Source organism: Polymorphospora sp. A560 (genome assembly GCF_045781765.1).
Classification (GTDB): Bacteria; Actinomycetota; Actinomycetes; order Mycobacteriales; family Micromonosporaceae; genus Polymorphospora; species Polymorphospora lycopeni.
In genome coordinates this window covers 7,910,707-7,927,716 of the sequence record NZ_CP122282.1, presented here as the reverse complement: position 1 = coordinate 7,927,716, position 17,010 = coordinate 7,910,707, and the positions used below count along the sequence as shown (strand labels likewise).

Sequence of the window (17,010 nt, the reverse complement as noted above, 5' to 3'; positions counted from 1 at the left end):
CGGGTCTGGTCAACGTGTCCTCCGAAGCGTGTTCAGTCCGGGAAGGTTGCGGGTGATCTGCTGCACCACGACGACGCGAACGACCGCGCCGAGCACGTTCGGGCCGGCTCCGGCCTGCCCTGCCCAGCGGGCCATCAGCCCGGGGATCCTGGTGGTCGTCCACAGCAGGACCACCACGACGAGCAGGTTGAGGACGCCGCCGGGCTCGACCGGAAGGCCGAGCACGGGCAGCAGCGCCGACGGGTCGAGCAGGATCTGCTGTCCGGCGGTGAGGAAGAACGCCTGGACGACCGGGATCGCCAGGCAGCCGGTGTAGGAGCGCCACCACATGCGCGCGACCGGGTCGGTCTGCGGCAGGGCGTGGCACGCCAGTGCCAGCGGCGCGATACCGGTCAGGACCAGCAGCGCCACGATCCGGCCGACCATCTGGACCGCGGTCGTCGCTACCAACACGGTGACAATCAGGGCCAGGATCAGGAACAGCAGCGCGACCGTCTGGTCCCGGCCCGCCGCGAGATGGGCCCGGATCGCCGAGAACGCACTGTCATCGTCGGGGCCGCCGTCGCTGACAGCGCCGGTCAGCGCGTTGGCGACGTCGACGAGTTGGGCGCAGACCAGTTGGGAGAAGTGCGCGGCGGTGAAACCGACGACCAGCCGCGGCAGCAGGTCCTTGACCGTGTACCGGGACTGTTCGCTGCCACCGGCGACCATGACCAGCACGCCGGCGGCGACGAACGCCAGGACGAAGACGGTGTCCACGATCCAGACCGACCGGCCGGTGAGCGCCTGCACCTGCGGCAGCGCCGTGACCTGCGGCGTGGTCAGCAGCACCCCGGTGACCAGGCCGAAGATCGCGTCGAGACAGTCCAGGACCGCCCCGGTCAGCCAGTCGAGAACCTGATCGAGGGCCCAACCCATGCCGGTCAGCCCCCGACGATGCCCTGGACGACCTGCAGCAGGATCGGGGCCAGGACCGCCAGGCCGTAGCCGATCAAGGCGTTGCGCAGGGCGAGCTTGGCCCGCTCGACCTGCGCCGGGTCACCACCAGCGGTGGCCCAGTACACCCCGGCCAGAACGAGGAACAAGGTGGCGACCGCGGCCAGGATCCCCATGATCCAGTTCCGCAGGTTGCCGATCACCACCGGCAACGAGTTCGCCGCCAGATCAACGGCAACGCCGGGGACGGCGTATGCGATGGCCGGAAACCACAGGGTCAGGCCAACGCCTGTCAGGGGCACGAGCGCGCGCAGTGCCGTGCGTGCCAGAAGGGTATGGAGTGCGATGCGGGACATGGGGCACCTCCGGCCACGCCCGGTGGCGCCGAGAGACGGCACGGACGGGCGCGGCGAATGTCGAGAGCGGTTCGGACAGGCCGCCGCCGGGCGCGGGTCGAGGCGAAGCGAACCGCGACAGCCCCGGGAGGAGCTTGTCCTCCCTCTTGGGGTGGGTTGCGGTGATCGATGTGGTGTCAGCGCATCAAGTGGCGCGGCACCCGAGGCACGCGGATACGCGTCTCCTCATTGCGCCCGGCGGCGGGCGGGACCAGCGAGCCGTGCAACCCGCGAAGTGTCCCGTACCCCCAAACCGGGTCTTGTGAGCCCTGGCGAACACTTGCCGCTGTCACACCGCGCTCACAACGCGCGAAGGGAGACTCACAGCGCAGGTCAGATCCCATCTTCGGGATGGGTGACTACCACTGCGTCGTCGCGGACGGACGTCGAATGGTCCCACCTGCCGTGTCAGGCGCTACACGGTCGGCGACAGGACAACCGGCCGCAGCGCTGAACAGCACCAGCCTACCGCCGGCAACGACGCGGATCACTCGGCCGCGCGGCCCTGTTGAGCTGCGTCTTCGTCTTCTACGGTGGCTTCTCGCCGGTTAACGATCAACCCGGAGGCTGCGCTGTACGTCAACGACGCGTTCCTCGCCCACTACAACAAGCCCGCCCGAGCCCGCCTGCGCGGCCTGGCCCGCAATCCCGCCATCCCCGCCGGCCTGCTGCGGCGGCTTGTCGATGAGCAGCTAAGGGAAATCGGCTCCACTCTGACCTTCCATAAGAAGTGGACCGACGAGCAGTTCGAGGCGGTGGCCAGCAGCCCCGACCGCAAGGTGCGTGAAATGCTGGCCCAAGCGGTGCACGTCATGCCCGAGCAGCGGGCCAGACTGGTCGAGGACCCAGAACCCGGTGTGCTCCGTGCACTCGTCGAGGGACCTGACTACCTCCTCACGTGGACGTGGACGCCGCAGCCGACACTGCCCGTGTGGGCATACGAACGGCTGCTCGAACGGAACCCGGAATTCGAACTGATCCTGGCAGATAGCCCGTGGCTGCCGCAGGACCTACGCGCCCGGCTGTATCCGGCCGGATCGTCACCGGCACCCGACGAGCCGCCACTGGACCGTGAGCAGGCCGAGGCCCGAGCCTGCGACGACAACGAATGGACACGCGTCGCCGCCGCCACCGATCCCAGGCTGCCCGGCGACCTCGTCGCCCGGCTCGCCGTGGACCCCTCGCCCGAGGTCCGGCTCGCCGTGTCGATGCGCCCCGAGCTCAACGAGCAGCAACGCGCGGCGATCGACTACCACGTCGGACCCGACGACCGGGTCCGGCCCGCCCGCTGGGCAACGGACACCAGGGACCCGCGGGTGCAGCGCCGCTGCGTCTTCTCGGCCCACATCGGCCTACGCCGCAGCGTCGCCTGCAACCGGCACCTGACGCCCGACCTCGTCGCCGTCCTCGCCACCGACGACGACTTCGCGGTCCGGCTGATGCTGTGCGAAAACAATCCGCACGTCGACTCCGACACGGTCCTCGACACGTACCTTGAGGCCACGACGATGACCCGAGGCCGTCTGCTGCACCACCCCAGGTTCCCGCGTACCGGGCTGGCCCGGCTCGCCGGCTCACCGGATCCGCAGGCCAGGGCCCTGGTGGTCCTCGACCCCGACGCGGCGCCGGAACTCATCGAGCGGATCAGCCACGACGCGCATCCCGTGGTGCGGCAGTGGACAGCCGATGATCCGAGGCTGTCATCCGGTCGGGTGCTCGAACTGTTCGACGACCCGTCGACCGGCGAAGCGGCCGCCGCCAACCCACACCTGCCGGTGCCGGTCATGCGGCGCATCCTGGACGTTGCGGCGCCGCTCGCCGACGACCCTGCTGAGGGCAGAGCGGCTGTGTACCTGGGACGATGGTCACCCGACCAGCTGCCGCCGGAAGAGGACTGACGCGTCAGGATCCGCCCGCGCGCGGTCTCGCGACCGTGGCATCGTCAGTGCCCGCCACGTGGTCACCTCGGGCTGGTGCGCCGGCCACGAAACATCCACGGTGGCTGATCGGGAAGTAATCTGCGTGACGTGGCCGACGACGACTTCACGATCAAGCTCACCCGGGATCAGGCGCTGGTGTTGTCCGACTGGCTATACCGCGAGATAGGGACTGCGGAATTCGACGGCCTGGTGAACCGGGACCGTGCGGTGTGGTCGCCGCTGCACCAGATCGCCGGCACGTTGGAGACCTCGCTGGTGGAGGTCTTCATGCCGGACTACGCCGGTCGTCTTGACGCCGCCCGGGAGCGGCTGCTGGACAGCCTCGGCGAGATTGGCAGGCCGGTGGACGAACCGTGACGAAACAGTTGGCCTGACGCGGCGAGGACGTCGGGACGGCGGGCGTCGACGTTGCGTCAGTGCAGACACACGCACAGACGGCAGGCCGGGACAGCGTGGTCTGCGGCGGGCACTGTCGCATTGAGCGTTCCCGCGCCTGCGGGGGTGACCAGCCGGCGGGCCCGGACCGTGGTGGGTAGCAGCCGGGCAGCGCCGACAGGACGGCCCGGTCCGGCCACGACACGCGGGGCCGGACCTTCGACTGCTGCCGGAGCACCGCCACCTGATGACGCAGGGCGAGGATCTCCGCGAGCACCGCAGTGTCGCTGCGGACCCGCAGCCCCAGAGTGCCGACCAGCCGAACTGCCATTCCGATGTTCCTCGACGCGTATCGGGAAGTGCCAGCTCGCGCTGTGTGCGACTGGTCTTGGCGCAGCACAGGCACGACGCAGGCTGGTCGCCTGGCTCTTATCCAACAGCCGCCAAGAAATCCGAGTAGAACAGCCCCAGGCCGACCGCCACGCAGACACCGGCCACGATCCAGAACCGGACCACGATATTGACCTCGCTCCAACCGGCCAGCTCGAAGTGATGGTGCAACGGCACCATCCGGAAGACACGTCTACCGGTGGTCCGGAACGAGACGATCTGGATCACCCAGGTCGTCGTGATGATGACGAAGAGCCCGCCGATCACGATCGAAAGCAGCGTGGTGCGGGTCGCCACCGCGAGCCCGCCGATCAGGCCACCGAGCCCGAGCGAGCCCACGTCACCCATGAAGATCCGCGCCGGGGACGTGTTCCACCACAGGAAGCCCACGCAGGCGGCGGCCGCCGCCGCCGCGATCATGGCTATCTCCAGGGGATCCCGGACCTGGTAGCAGTAGTCGCTCACGCGGGCGTACGCGTCGTCGGCGCACCAGTGCCGGTACTGCCAGAACCCGATCAGCGCGTAGGCGCTGAGGACCAGGATCGACGCGCCGGTGGCCAGGCCGTCGAGGCCGTCGGTGAGATTTACGCCGTTCGACATCGCCGTGATGACGAAGATGAACATCATGACTGAGCCGACCTTGCCGATGTCGAGCCAGTCGACGTCGCGGATGAACGAGATGTGCTCGCTGGCCACGGTCTGGCCGTTGGTGCTCGCCACGTAGAGCGCGGCGATACCGAACCCGCCGCCGACGATCGCCTGGCCGAGCAGCTTGCCCTTGGCGGACAGGCCATCGGAGTTGCGTCGGCGTACCTTGAGGTAGTCGTCGATGAAGCCGACCGCGCCGCAGAAGACGAACAGGCCGAGCAGGACGAGGGCCGTCATGGTCGGCCCCACCTGCGCGATCTGCCGCTCGGGCAGCGTGGTCAGCGCCACGTGCCCGGCGACGTAGCCGAAGAGGGTCGCCACGATGAACGCGACGCCACCCATCGCGGGGGTGCCCTTCTTGCCCTGGTTCGAGGCGAGTCCGAGGGAGCGGATCGGCTGGCCGGCCTTGAGTGCGGTAAAGACCCGGATCGCCACCGGCGTGCCAAGCAGGGAGACGATGAACGCGACCGCCGCCGCGACGATGACCGCCCTCACGGGCGAGCCTCCACGAGAACCGGATTTCTCACGGCGCGGTCCCCACCGCGTAACGCGTGTCGGACAGGTCGGCATGATGCGAGCCGCTGGCCGCTTCCTGCGCAGCCCGCTTGATCTTCGCCCCGTGCGCCTCGCGGGCCGTTGTGTCGACCTGCTCCTCGTACTCGGCCATCGCCCCGGTCCGACCGTCGATCCGCTCACGCGGGATGTCGGCGTGCCCGGCACGCCGGGCGGTCGTCGCTGTTCGGGGACGCCGGACGTCATACTCGGGCAGGCCATCGAGCTTCCAGACCAGCGCCCGACGTGTCGACCGGAGCTGGCCGAGCGGGTAGTCCTTCGCGAAATCATCGATCACGGCACACGAGCTTGCCATCCGAAGGCGAGCGCAGCCGCCCGGGTCGGGGTAGCCCGAGGGAATTTCACCCCAGGGCTTCCGCACGGTGAAGTAGGCCGTTCGCGAGGTGCCCGGTGGCTTGGGCCCTCTGGCGGCGCTGTCGCATTGAGCGCTTCCGCGCCTTCGGCGGCGCAGATCTTCCCGACGTGACGTCCGCTGTTTGCAGAACCGGGCGTCCGACGCTCGACCGCCTCACCGAGTAGGAACCTCTTGTTCTGGTCTCGACTGCCCGGCTCGGTCACCTATCTTGATCTTGCAGGAAGTATTGCGGTAAGCGATCTTGGCGATCGCTCAATGCAACAGCGCCGCCTGAACCACTGCCACCCCTACGGCCGCCCGGGGTATGACCGTCAAGCCGTAGTCGGGTTGCAATCAGATTCGGGATACCGCCACAGGGACAACAACTGTCGTCCGCGCAGCGTGCGGGCGGCAAGAAGCGCCGGTGGCCCGACGCCGAGCGTCGGGCCACCGGCCGAGAGCGGTCAGGCGGCTGGCGTAGCGGCGACGCGGTGGGCGGGTGTTGCACGTCCAGCCCGCCGCCGGGCGCGTTGTGCTGCCTGCTTACGCAGGTGCGCTCTTGTCTCCGGCGACGCGGTGCCGGTCAGCAGTCCGTCGGTGAGCGCGTCGGCGATTCGGCTGTCGATGCGGGACAGTCGCATGCGAAGGGCGTCGACGCTGACCCCGTTCGCGGCGGCGATGGGTTCGATCGCCCGGTGCCCCAGCCGTACGTCGACGTAGGCCTGCTCGTCCTCTGGGTCGAGGATGCCGAGGGTCACCGCACGCCGGATGAGCAGGTCCGGATGACCGTAGGGAACGCGCGGGGCGCGGGGACCGGCGGCGACGTGCTCGATGTCGTCCACCGGGAGGTACTCCTGCTGCTGTCGCAGCAGGTGGTGTCCGGCTCGCCACGCCGCCTTGCACAGGCTCGCGTGTGGGGCTGGCTTGGCCAGGTCGACGTGGTCGCGTAGGGCGGTCAGGAAGCCGGTGAGGATCTCGGCGTCGACGTCCGCAGGGTCGCCACCGTAGACGGCGGACAGTTGGGCCGCGTACTGCCGCAGCGCAGGCATCGCCATGCCGACGGCCGCGACCACCCATTGCGGCCCGTCGAGCCGGGCCCGGCGGATCAGTTCCCGCCACACCTCGTCACGGGCCGTGTAGGCGTTCGGGTGGCGTAGCAGCCAGTCCCGCAGTGCGGGCAGCGGTATCGCCTTCGCCGGCAGTCCCAGGCCGGGGTCGAAGATCGTGCAGTCGAGCACCATCGGCTGGGGCTCGCAGGTCAGGGCGGCGAAGGCGGTCGCCGCCGCGTCAAGGGCGGAGGTGGGCCAGTCCGTCGTGTCGGACACGCTCATGTCAAAGCTCCTGTGACAAGGAAGGGGATCGATGGCATCGCCGGTGCGTCGCAGCGATCGGTGACGCCGATTCCGCCACAGCGGGCTCACACGGCTCTGACAAAGCTGCTCAACCACCCGATGAGCGGGCACCTCCCGGCTGTCGGCGTACGACCTGTGACACCGGCGTGTCATCGACTGTGATCGCTGACAGAAGTGCTGGCCGAGGCTGGTTGACCTGCCCTGTGACACGTCACAGGGCCCGCGTCAGAGGCATTCGGGCGGCCGTGACAACGGTTCATGCCACCCTGGCGGCGCAGCCCCGCGCCCGGCGTGCCGGCACTCACAGCGCTCGCACGGGCGCCCCTGTGACAACTGGCCCCGCTCACAGCGCCGCTGTCACAACCTGTCGCCGCCACCCCCCGTGCCAGCCCACCCGTGGACCTGTGACACCCGCCCCGGTCCCCGGCCTGTGACACGACGCGAATGACGCGAGACCCTTCGCGGGCGACGCTCGGCCGCTCCTATGACAGCGGCGCCGCCTCACACCGCTGGTCGACGCCGGTCCTCCCGTCCTTCCTCCCATCCGGGCCGATGTGAACGCCGCCTTCTGCCAGTAACACGGCGTGACTGACAGACGAGGAGAGGCCGACCCGTTCCCTCCGCTGACAGTTCAACCGCACCGCCACCCCTTGCAGCATCCAGAAAGCCCCAAATCGGCACGAAGCAGAACTACTCGTGCGCCGCCCGGGGCTGTGAGCGGCTGTGAGTCCCGCAAGAGTTCGCCAGGACTCACAAATCCCGGTTTGGGGGTGTCAGCGCTTCACGGCGCGGCGCGGAGCCGACATCCATATGAGCGAGCACACGCCGCACCAGCACAACCAGGCCGACTACATCGAGTCGGCCGACTCCACACTTATCGACCTGGTCGCAGGCGAGCCGCCGATACCGATCACGGTCTGGCGTACGGCCCGTACCGGCGCCGAAACCCGTACCAGCTTTCCCACCCGTCTCGCCTACCGCCTCGTCGCCGCCTACAGCCGGCCCGGGGAGGCGGTCGTCGACCTCACCACCGATCACACCCTGGCAGCGATCTGCGCCCGGGGCGGTCGCCGGCACCACCGCGCCTGGTTCACCGACGGCTCCGGGCTGCTCATCGGCCCGGCCACCACCGGCCTGCCGCCGGCGACCGATACCAACCCGCTCCCCACGTCGCACGAGCCGCAGGCCGGCGACGGCGAGGAGCCGCCCGAGCTGACCGAGTGGTTCGGGGACGACCTCACCGACCCCGACCTGTCCGGCACCGACACCGCTGCCGTCCAGGCGCCCGAGGACGGCCCTCTCGATGCGGCCACCAGCCTGGTGGTCGCCTGCTGGCCGCTGCACGAGGCGGACACGACCGCCCGGATCCGGCTCGCCTGGCTCCTCGCCGCCTGCGCGCGGCTCCTGCGTCCCGGCGGCTGCCTCGTCCTCGTGGTCGGCGTGCCCGCCGGTACCCAGCCCACACCGGAGGACTTCGGCCCCCTCGTGGCCGCCGCCTCCAGCGTGGGGCTCGGCTACCTGCAGCACATCGTCGCGGTCGAGGCCGACACCGACGGCGACCAGTTCGTCTACCACGTCGTCGTCGACGAGGAACTGCTCACCCTGGCCCACGCCAACTCCGAGCAGTGGGCGGTGGCTCACCTGCGGGTGCATGCCGACCTGCTGGTGTTCACGCCACACCCGTCCGCCGCGGCGTCCGGGTCGGGACGACGTGGCAACGGTGGTGGTCGCCGTGCCTGAGCACACCGCCGCCGGGCGCCCCGGTCCGAACGAGCCGGACACCAGCAGTCGCGCCGCCGGTCAGGACTACCCGGGCCGGCACCGGGAGTACGAAGGACGCCACCGCGCCGACCCCGAGGGCCTGTCGGTCTGGGCCACCGCCCAGTCGACCGGCCCGGTCCAGCGGCGCGGCCGGTACGTGCCGGAGTCGGTCAAGCACCCCGCCCGGATGCTGCCGGCGATCGCCGCCCACGCAATCGGCGCCTACACCGAGCCCGGCGACCTGGTCCTGGACCCGATGTGCGGGATCGGCACCACCCTGGTCGAGGCGGTCCACGCCGGCCGCGACGCCTTCGGCATCGAGTACGAGCCGCAGTGGAGCAACATCGCCGACGCCAACATCCGCCACGCCCACGACCAGGGCGCCAGCGGACGCGCGTCGGTGATCCGCGGCGACGCCACCCGACTGATGTCGCTGGTACCGAACGTCCTCACCGGTCAGGTGGCGCTCGTGGTTACCTCGCCGCCGTACGGGCCGACGGTGCACGGACTGGTCCGTCCCGGCGAGGGCGGGGTCGTCAAGTACGACGACCGCTACAACGACGGCGGGGACAAGGGCAATCTCGCTTACCGCGACCTGACCGGCTTGGCCGATGGGTTCGCGCAGATCCTGGCCGGCTGCGCCACCCTGCTGCGGCCGGGCGGCGTCGTCGTGGTGACCGCGAGGCCGTGGCGCAAGCGGGGTGAGCTGGTCGACCTGCCCAGCGCCGTCATCGCCGCCGGTCTGCGCGCCGGGCTCGTCCCGATCGAACGGTGCGTCGCGCTGCTTGCGGCGGTCCGCGACGGGCAGCTGGTAGCCCGTCCCAGCTTCTTTCAGCTCCAGCAGGTGCGTAAGGCGAGGGCCGGCGGGGTGCCGATGCACCTCATCACCCACGAAGACGTATTGATCTTTGTCAAAGGGTCGGCGGAAGGTGGAACCGGGGTGGTGGCGTGACCGCATCCACCCACCGCTACCTGTCCCTGGGCGCCGGTGTGCAGAGCTCCACGCTCCTGCTGCTGGCCGTCCAGGGCAGGATCCCACGATTCGACGCGGCGATCTTCGCCGACACGCGCTGGGAACCCTCAACCGTCTACGGGCATCTGAACCGCCTGACCGGCATCGCCGAGCGGGCCGGGATCGAGGTCGTACGCGTGGGCACCGGAGACATCCGGGCTGACGCGCTCGACCCGCGGCATCGCTTTGCCTCGATGCCGCTGTTCACCCTCGGACCGAACGGCGAGCGGGGCATGGCACGCCGGCAGTGCACCTCCGAATACAAGATCAAACCGATCAAGGCGGAGGTGCGGCGCCGGCTCGGCTACCCGCACCCGGCCCGGGTGCCAGCCGGTGTCCAGGCGGAGATGGCGATCGGGATCAGCCTGGACGAGATCGGCCGGGCGCGGGACTCCGACGTCGGCTACATGCGCAACGTCTTTCCGCTGCTCGACCTGGGGTGGCGGCGGACCGACTGCGTCCGTTACCTGCACCGGCAGGGTCTCGGGGACACCCCGAAGTCGTCGTGCGTGGGCTGTCCGTACCACGACGACGGCTTCTGGCTCGCGCTTCGTGAGAACAGTCCGCGGGAGTGGGCGGACGCGGTCGCGTTCGACCATGCGATCCGCGACGGCTCCGCGCGGGCCAACGCCGGCGGGCACCCGCTGCGGGGGCGGTTCTTCCTGCACCGGCAGCGGGTGCCGCTCGACGAGGTGATCCTGCGTCCACGCCCGCAGCCGGCTGATGTGCCCGGCTGCGGGCCATGGACCTGCCCCCACGACGAGCCGTCGACAGGGGACACCGGGCGCGGGGAGGTGGCGTGAGCATTGATCACACCACCGGCCCGCGGATCGGATCCGTCTGCACCGGGTACGGCGGACTCGACCTGGCCGTCGAGCTGGTGTTCGGCGGCCACCTCGCCTGGTACGCCGAAACCGACCGGCACGCCGGCACCGTCCTCGCCCACCACTGGCCGCAGGCTCCGAACCTCGGGGACATCCGTGCCGTCACCTGGGCCGACGTCGAGCCGGTCGACATCATCACGGCGGGTTTCCCCTGCCAGGACATCTCCAACGCCGGCAAGCGCGCCGGCATCACCGGCGAGCACTCCAGCGTCTGGAAGCACGTCGCCACAGCCGTTCGCGTACTTCGACCGCCGCTCCTGTTCGTGGAGAACGTCGCCGCGCTCCTCACCCGAGGACTCGACGTCGTCCAGGCCGACCTGGCCGAGATCGGGTACGACACGAGCTGGACGTGCCTACGCGCATCCGACATCGGGGCAGCCCACCGTAGAGACAGGCTGTTCCTGCTGGCCACTCCCACCGACCGCCTGGGAGGGGGTGCGGACGTTGCCGACGCCGTGCGCCCGTGACGGCAAGGGCCCCGGCCATCAGTACGGGCTGCCGGACCTGGTCGAGCCGACGGGCACCCGGCACGGCCTGCTGCCGACCCCGACCGCGACGGTGTACGGATCGAACCGCTCGCCGTCACCAGGGGCGGCCCGCAGGCCCGGCCTGCACCAGTGGGCCGCACGCCTACCGTCGGCCCCGCCCGTCAGCCGCGCCGATCACGGCGACAGCGGTGCCCCTGGTTCGGGGAGCCTGTTACCGACGCCCACGGCGGCGGACAGCCGGTCGTCGGCGAACGCGACCGCCGGCCGGACCGCGCCCAGCGGTCACGCCGGCCGGACGTTGACCGACGCCAGCCGGCTGCTGCCCACCCCGCGGGCGACGGACGGCGCGAAGGGCTGTCCGGGACAGCGGGGCTCGCACGGGGACCTGACGCTGCCCTCGGCGGCGGTCCGGATCCCGCTGCGAACCCTGCCCACGCCGACGGCGTCGGACGGGCGGGGACCGGGCCGGCACGGCACCGGCGGGCCGGACCTGCGGTCCACCGTCGCCGACCTGCCGCCGGCGGCGCCGGACGAAGGCCGGTGGGGCATCTACGCCGCCGCCGTCGCCCGGTGGGAGACACTGCTCGGCCGGCCCGCGCCGGACCCGACGCAGCCCGGCCGGCACGGCAAACCCGTCCTCGCTCCACCGTTCGTGGAATGGCTCATGGGCCTGCCGCCGCAATGGGTGACCGACCCCGACCTGGACCTGCCACGCACGCTCGCACTGAGAGTTCTGGGGAACGGCGTCGTGCCGCAACAGGCCGAAGCGGCGCTGCGGCTCCTGACGTGCCCGTACCGGTGGGCGGTGCCCGCGTGACCGATCCCACCTTGCTGGACGCCTACCGGTACCGGCGGGTCGGCCCGGTCGAGCTGTACCTCGGCGACGCCCGTCAGGTACTCGCTGCCATGCCGCAGGCGAGCGTCGACTCCATCGTCACCAGCCCTCCTTTCTGGGGTTTACGCGACTACGGCACAGGTGCGTGGCACGGCGGCGATCCCGCCTGCCCACACCCACCAGGGGCGGACCGGCGGACCGTCGGCGCGCCGTGTCCTCGGTGCGGGGCGACGTGGGTCGACCCGCAGTACGGGCTGGAGCCGACCGTCGAGGAGTACGTCGAGCGGCTCGCCGCCGTGTTCGACGGTGCGCGGCGGGTCCTCGACCCGGCCGGGACGCTGTGGCTGAACATCGGCGACAGCTACACCGGCGGCACCCGCCGCGCGTACCACAGCGGCGAGACCAACTCCCCAGGACGGGCGCCGCTGCCGCCGAAGAACCTCATCGGTGTGCCCTGGCGGGTGGCGTTCGCCCTCCAGGCACGCGGTTGGTGGCTGCGCAACGCCATCATCTGGTCGAAGCCCAACCCAATGCCGGAGTCGGTACGCGACCGCCTGTCCACCAGCTACGAACTGCTGTTCCTGCTCACCAGATCCCACTCCTACTACTTCGACCTCGACCCCATCCGGATCCCGCTCGCCCGGCCGCAGGCCGCCGACGGGACCCGGATCATCGGTGGGGCACGCAAAGGCCGCACCGGCGGGATCGGTGCGACCGCCCGCCGCCGCGGCAGTAGCGCCTACGGCGCCGGCAAGTACGGCGCCGAAGACATCGGTGTCGAACCCCGGGCCGGTGCGGGCAACCTCGCCCCGCTCGGCCACGCTCACACCGCCGCCCATCCGAAGGGACGCAACCCCGGCGATGTGTGGCGGATCGCGACCCGCCCCTACCGCGGTTCGCACATGGCGCCGTTCCCGGTCGACCTGCCGATGCGGGCGATCGCGGCCGGCTGCCCACCCGGAGGCCGCGTTCTGGATCCGTTCTCCGGCGCCGGAACGACGGGACTCGCCGCACTGCGACTCGGCCGCCGCTACATGGGCATCGACATCAGCTACGCGTTCCACGACGAGGCCCTGACCCGGCTCGCCCCACACCTGCCCGACAAGACGTCGAGGCAGGACGGCAGGTGAGCCTACGGACCGTGCCGATCACCTTCGCCGAAGCCTGCCGCTTCGTCGAGCAGTGGCATCGGCATCACCGGCCGCCGCGTGGCCACAAGTTCAGCATCGGTGTCGCCCGAGACGATGTCCTGGTCGGCGTGGCCGTCGTCGGGCGGCCGGTCGCCCGGCTCCTCGACGACGGCCTGACCCTCGAGGTGACCAGGGTCGCCACCGACGGAACCCGTAACGCGAACTCGCTGCTGTTCTCCGCGGCGTGGCAGGCCGCCCGGGCGCTCGGGTATCGGCGCCTGGTGACCTACACCCAGGACGGGGAGAGCGGGGCCAGCCTGCGAGCGGCCGGGTGGCGGATCGTCGCCTCCCGACCACCGCAACCGGGCTGGTCACGTCCGAGCCGCCCACGCGTCGACCAGGGCACGGCCGGCATCGGCCGGTACCGGTGGGAGCCGTCGAGCTGACCACCGCACCAACGAACCATCCAATCCAAGGGGCCCGCCACCACCACGGTGGCGGGCCCCTTTCCCACCTCTGAAAAGGACGAACTCCCATGGACAGCACGGCCAGCACTTCCGCAGACGGCGCTGCGGTGCCCTCCGTGGTGTGGACCGTCGAGCGCATCCGCGCGCTCGGGGCGGTAACCGACGTCGCCACCGCCGGCGAAATCTTCGGCATGTCACGCAGCAGCGCCTACGAGCTGGCACGCACCAACCGGCTGCCGGTGCCGGTGCTGCGGGTCGGATCCCGCTACCGGGTCTCGGTCGCCGCGATCCTCACCGCCCTCGGCGTCCCCACCGAACACCCCACCCCACCGCCACCCGCGACTTGATCACACCGCCGGGACGAGCGGTGATCACCACAGCCGGACACCCGACAATCCGATGCCCGCCGCCAGCGGGTGTCGATGAGGAGACAGACTCGTTATGGCAGACGGATCCATCACCAAACGCTGCGGATGCCGTGAGGGCGGCAAGCGCCTGGGCGCCAGATGCCCCAAGCTGCGCCGGGGCAACGGGTGGAACCCCCACCACGGCTCGTGGCGGTACCAGCTCGAACTCCCCGTCGACGCCGCCGGTGGACGGCGGCAGCTACGCCGCACCGGCTTCGACACCCGCGAGGACGCCGTACAGGAACGCGACCACGCCCGGACGCTGCTCGACCTCGCCGGCCGTGACGAGGTGCTGCGTCGGCGGATCGCCGACCTGCTGCAGGCGTGCAAGCCGAACCAGCCGCTTCCCGACCGCGACCACGTCGCCCGCCGCATCCGCGCCGACGTACCCGCCGACAACCGACTCACCCTCGGCGACTACCTCGCCGAATGGATCAAAGGGCGGACCAAGCTGGCGCCCGCGACCCGGCGCAGCTACCAGGACCACATCAACAAGTACTGGACACCCCACCTGGGGCAGGTGGCGTTGCAGGAACTCGGCGCCGCGCACATCGAGTCGGTGTTCGCCACGATCGACGCCCGCAACGCCGAGATCCTCGCCGCCAAGGCCAGCCCCGTCCAGGAGATCCGCGACGCGGTCAAGGGAATCCGCACGGTCGGTGCGGCGAGCCAGCAGCGGATCCTCGCGACGCTGCGCAAGGCACTCAACGACGCCCGCCGGCTCTACCACCACAAACTGGTCGACCACAACCCGGCCGAGTCGGTCGAGCTGAAATCCGGCAGGCCGCCGAAGCCCCGGCTGTGGACGGACGCGGCGGTCAACCGGTGGCGTCGCACAGGCCAGCGACCCAGCCCGGTCATGGTCTGGACACCCGTCCAGGTGGGCGAGTTCCTGGACTTCGCCGAAGCCGAGGACCCCGAACTGTATGCCCTGTTCGACCTGGCCGTTCACCGTGGGCCACGCCGGGGCGAGTTGTGCGGCCTGCACGACTACGACGTCGACCTGGAAGCCGCCGCGATCACCATCACCACCCAGCGCACCAGCGTCGGCTACCAGATCATCGAGAAGGCCGTGAAATCGGCGGCCGGGGACCGGGTCGTCGACCTCAGCGACGAGAGCGTGACCAGCCTACGCCAGTACCTGTTCCGCCGCGCCGGGTGGAAGGTCGTCGCCGGTCACGCCTGGGTCGACAGCGACATCTTCTTCGTCAGGAAGCGCGACGGACAACCCTGGCACCCGGAAACGGTCACCGGCCGGTTCGACCGGCTCGTCGAACGCAGCGGGCTGCCACCGGTACGGTTCCACGATCTCAGGCACGTCGCCGCGACCCTGATGCTCGCCACCGGGGCAACCATCAAAGAAATCCAGGACACCCTCGGCCACTCCTCCTACAACCTCACCGCCGACACCTACACCTCCGTGTTGGCGGAGCTGAAGAAGACCACGGCCGCAGCCACGACCAAGCTGATCCCACGCCGAAACCGCCCGAAGGCGGCGTAACGCCCCGCCGAGCCGCAACGACCGCTGGCCGGCAGCCGACGCGTGTCGCAGCGCCGGCCAGCGGTTGCCGTTCGGGCTGAGCAGGGCGCTACCGGCCCTCCAGCACGTACTTGCCGCCGCTGACGTCGACCCCGACGGGGTACTCGCCGGTCAGGCAGGCGGTGCAGAGGCATGTCTAAGAAAGAGATCATCCGCTGCCTCAAACGCTACATCGCCCGAGAGATCTACCAGGTCCTCAACCCCACACCCAGACCACAACAAGCCATCACCATCGCGGCTTGACAGCCGTAGGAGGGTCCCGGACCGTCAGCGGTCGAGTTGCAGCCGGCTCCATGCGGTGACGGTCAGCGCGGCGAACCCGACCGGTACGGCGGCGACCAGCGCGAGTTGCGCCGGGGCGACGGTGCCGGGCTGCAGCGCCCACAGCGCGGGCGCGGCGACCGGTAGCCACGCCCCGGGACCGGCGACGACGGCGACCTGGGCGACGACGATCAGGCAGATCGTGGTCGCGATGCCGGGCAGCGGCCCCCTGCCGAGGGTCGCTGCCCAGCCGGCCGGGGCCGCGACGAGCGCCGACAGGACGGTCAGCACGAACTGCCGGCCCAGGGCGGCGACGACATCACCGTTCCAGGCGCCGAGCCCGAGAAGCGTTCCGGCGACCGCGACGACGGCGGTGAGGACGATGGCGACCAGTACGGCCCACAGCAGGTGGGACAGCAGCTTGGCCAGGACGAGGACCCGCCGGGACACGGGCAACGCGAACAGGCCGGTGATCGTGCCGTCGGTGAACTCGCGGCCGACCAGCCAGCTCAGGGCGACTCCGAAGCCGAGCAGGCCGTCGGCGCGGTGAACACCCTGTTGACCAGGTCCGGCGCGGCCGGACGTATACCTGGGCGGGTCAGGTTCCGCCTGCGGCGCCTGATGCGGGCGGTCAGGCCGGACCCGGCCATGAACCGCGCGATCGTGTTGTCCGAGACCCGCCAGCCCTGCTCGGCGGTCCTCGATCTCCCGTGGTCCGGGAGCGGCCTGGCGGGCCAGCCAGCCGTAGTAGGTCGACGGGGCGATCTTCAGGACCCGGAGGACGGGCTCGACCCCGAACCGGTCCTTCAGCTCGTTCACGAGCGTCATGACCGTCGCCGGGTCGGGTCGAGTTCCGATGCGAAAAAAGCCGAGGCGGCCTTGAGTATTTCGTTGGCTCTGCGCAGTTCGGCGTTCTCTTTGCGAAGCCGGCGCAGTTCCTCGGCCTCGACGGTCGTCGGCCGATCGGACCGCTGACCGTGATCGGCCTCGTCCTGACGGATCCAGTTACGCAACGCCTCGGGATGCACACCGAGTTGCTCGGCCAGACGCTTGATCACCGGTTTGGGGTCGGACTCCCGGTAGAGCCGTACCGCACGCTGACGCAGCTCGTCGGGGTACTTACGAGGGGCGGGCACGAAAACCTCCTGGTCAGGGCCTATCAGACCACGATCGAAAGTCTCCGAGCTATCGGGGGAACCTCAGGGTGACCCGCTCCCACATCATCACTGTCAGTGGCGCATGCCACTGCTGCCACTCGCCTCAGCCGGACAGGCCAGCAGGA

At 70.4% G+C, this 17,010-nt stretch carries 18 protein-coding genes and 1 other annotated feature; of the genes, 11 read left to right on the top strand and 7 right to left on the bottom strand.

Translation table 11 applies throughout. The features are described 5' to 3' along the window. Positions 1-9: 9 nt before the first annotated feature. A complete protein-coding gene (locus QCD66_RS35645; protein ID WP_375733998.1) occupies positions 10-918 on the bottom strand; it encodes a conjugal transfer protein TrbL family protein in 909 nt (302 codons plus the stop codon). A 5-nt stretch (positions 919-923) separates the two neighbouring features. Beyond that, on the bottom strand, positions 924-1,292 hold the full coding sequence (locus QCD66_RS35640) for a pilin (RefSeq protein WP_375733999.1): 369 nt from the start codon (positions 1,290-1,292) through the stop codon (positions 924-926). Positions 1,293-1,864: 572 nt separating this feature from the next. On the opposite strand from QCD66_RS35640, the gene QCD66_RS35635 reads away from it, so the two are divergent. Continuing rightward, the gene (locus tag QCD66_RS35635; RefSeq protein WP_407566952.1) at positions 1,865-3,229 is read left to right on the top strand and encodes a hypothetical protein; all 1,365 of its coding nucleotides are present in this window, start codon (positions 1,865-1,867) and stop codon (positions 3,227-3,229) included. Between the two features lie 129 nt (positions 3,230-3,358). Next, entirely contained in the window at positions 3,359-3,628 is a 270-nt protein-coding gene (locus QCD66_RS35630; protein WP_375734001.1) for a hypothetical protein, read from the top strand. Between the two features lie 447 nt (positions 3,629-4,075). On the opposite strand, the gene mraY is transcribed toward QCD66_RS35630, so the two are convergent. The 3 genes from mraY to QCD66_RS35615 all read right to left on the bottom strand — a co-directional run bounded on the left by mraY (position 4,076) and on the right by QCD66_RS35615 (position 6,922). Further along, a complete protein-coding gene (gene mraY, locus QCD66_RS35625; protein WP_375734002.1) occupies positions 4,076-5,179 on the bottom strand; it encodes a phospho-N-acetylmuramoyl-pentapeptide-transferase in 1,104 nt (367 codons plus the stop codon). A gap of 28 nt (positions 5,180-5,207) precedes the next feature. Further along, positions 5,208-5,534: a hypothetical protein gene (locus tag QCD66_RS35620; protein WP_375734003.1), complete on the bottom strand. Its 327-nt coding sequence runs from the start codon at positions 5,532-5,534 to the stop codon at positions 5,208-5,210. A 521-nt stretch (positions 5,535-6,055) separates the two neighbouring features. Further along, positions 6,056-6,922 carry a hypothetical protein gene (locus QCD66_RS35615; protein WP_375734004.1) on the bottom strand — a complete coding sequence of 289 codons (867 nt, stop codon included), beginning with the start codon at positions 6,920-6,922 and terminating at the stop codon, positions 6,056-6,058. A gap of 831 nt (positions 6,923-7,753) precedes the next feature. Between QCD66_RS35615 and QCD66_RS35610 the strand changes: the two genes are divergently transcribed. The 9 genes from QCD66_RS35610 to QCD66_RS35570 all read left to right on the top strand — a co-directional run bounded on the left by QCD66_RS35610 (position 7,754) and on the right by QCD66_RS35570 (position 15,428). Next, on the top strand, positions 7,754-8,683 hold the full coding sequence (locus tag QCD66_RS35610; protein ID WP_375734005.1) for a hypothetical protein: 930 nt from the start codon (positions 7,754-7,756) through the stop codon (positions 8,681-8,683). Then, a complete protein-coding gene (locus tag QCD66_RS35605; protein WP_375734006.1) occupies positions 8,667-9,656 on the top strand; it encodes a TRM11 family SAM-dependent methyltransferase in 990 nt (329 codons plus the stop codon). The genes QCD66_RS35610 and QCD66_RS35605 overlap by 17 nt, the downstream gene beginning before the upstream one ends. Beyond that, the gene (locus tag QCD66_RS35600; RefSeq protein WP_375734007.1) at positions 9,653-10,519 is read left to right on the top strand and encodes a hypothetical protein; all 867 of its coding nucleotides are present in this window, start codon (positions 9,653-9,655) and stop codon (positions 10,517-10,519) included. Before QCD66_RS35605 ends, QCD66_RS35600 begins: the two co-directional genes overlap by 4 nt. Further along, positions 10,516-11,067: a DNA cytosine methyltransferase gene (locus QCD66_RS35595; RefSeq protein WP_375734008.1), complete on the top strand. Its 552-nt coding sequence runs from the start codon at positions 10,516-10,518 to the stop codon at positions 11,065-11,067. The genes QCD66_RS35600 and QCD66_RS35595 overlap by 4 nt, the downstream gene beginning before the upstream one ends. Beyond that, on the top strand, positions 11,036-11,905 hold the full coding sequence (locus QCD66_RS35590) for a hypothetical protein (protein ID WP_407566951.1): 870 nt from the start codon (positions 11,036-11,038) through the stop codon (positions 11,903-11,905). Before QCD66_RS35595 ends, QCD66_RS35590 begins: the two co-directional genes overlap by 32 nt. Then, entirely contained in the window at positions 11,902-13,053 is a 1,152-nt protein-coding gene (locus QCD66_RS35585) for a DNA-methyltransferase (protein ID WP_375734010.1), read from the top strand. Before QCD66_RS35590 ends, QCD66_RS35585 begins: the two co-directional genes overlap by 4 nt. Then, complete coding sequence (locus QCD66_RS35580) at positions 13,050-13,499, top strand: XF1762 family protein (protein WP_375734011.1); 450 nt, start codon at positions 13,050-13,052, stop codon at positions 13,497-13,499. The genes QCD66_RS35585 and QCD66_RS35580 overlap by 4 nt, the downstream gene beginning before the upstream one ends. Positions 13,500-13,588: 89 nt before the next feature. After that, complete coding sequence (locus tag QCD66_RS35575; RefSeq protein ID WP_375734012.1) at positions 13,589-13,867, top strand: DNA-binding protein; 279 nt, start codon at positions 13,589-13,591, stop codon at positions 13,865-13,867. Between the two features lie 94 nt (positions 13,868-13,961). Next, entirely contained in the window at positions 13,962-15,428 is a 1,467-nt protein-coding gene (locus QCD66_RS35570) for a tyrosine-type recombinase/integrase (RefSeq protein WP_375734013.1), read from the top strand. A 306-nt stretch (positions 15,429-15,734) separates the two neighbouring features. On the opposite strand, the gene QCD66_RS35565 is transcribed toward QCD66_RS35570, so the two are convergent. After that, positions 15,735-16,556 carry an ABC transporter permease gene (locus QCD66_RS35565; protein ID WP_375734014.1) on the bottom strand — a complete coding sequence of 274 codons (822 nt, stop codon included), beginning with the start codon at positions 16,554-16,556 and terminating at the stop codon, positions 15,735-15,737. Further along, positions 16,485-16,598, bottom strand: a sequence feature (AL1L pseudoknot). Its footprint overlaps the gene before it by 72 nt. Next, a complete protein-coding gene (locus QCD66_RS35560; protein ID WP_375734015.1) occupies positions 16,553-16,864 on the bottom strand; it encodes a transposase in 312 nt (103 codons plus the stop codon). (Overlaps the previous feature by 46 nt.) The genes QCD66_RS35565 and QCD66_RS35560 overlap by 4 nt, the downstream gene beginning before the upstream one ends. Positions 16,865-17,010: the final 146 nt, after the last annotated feature.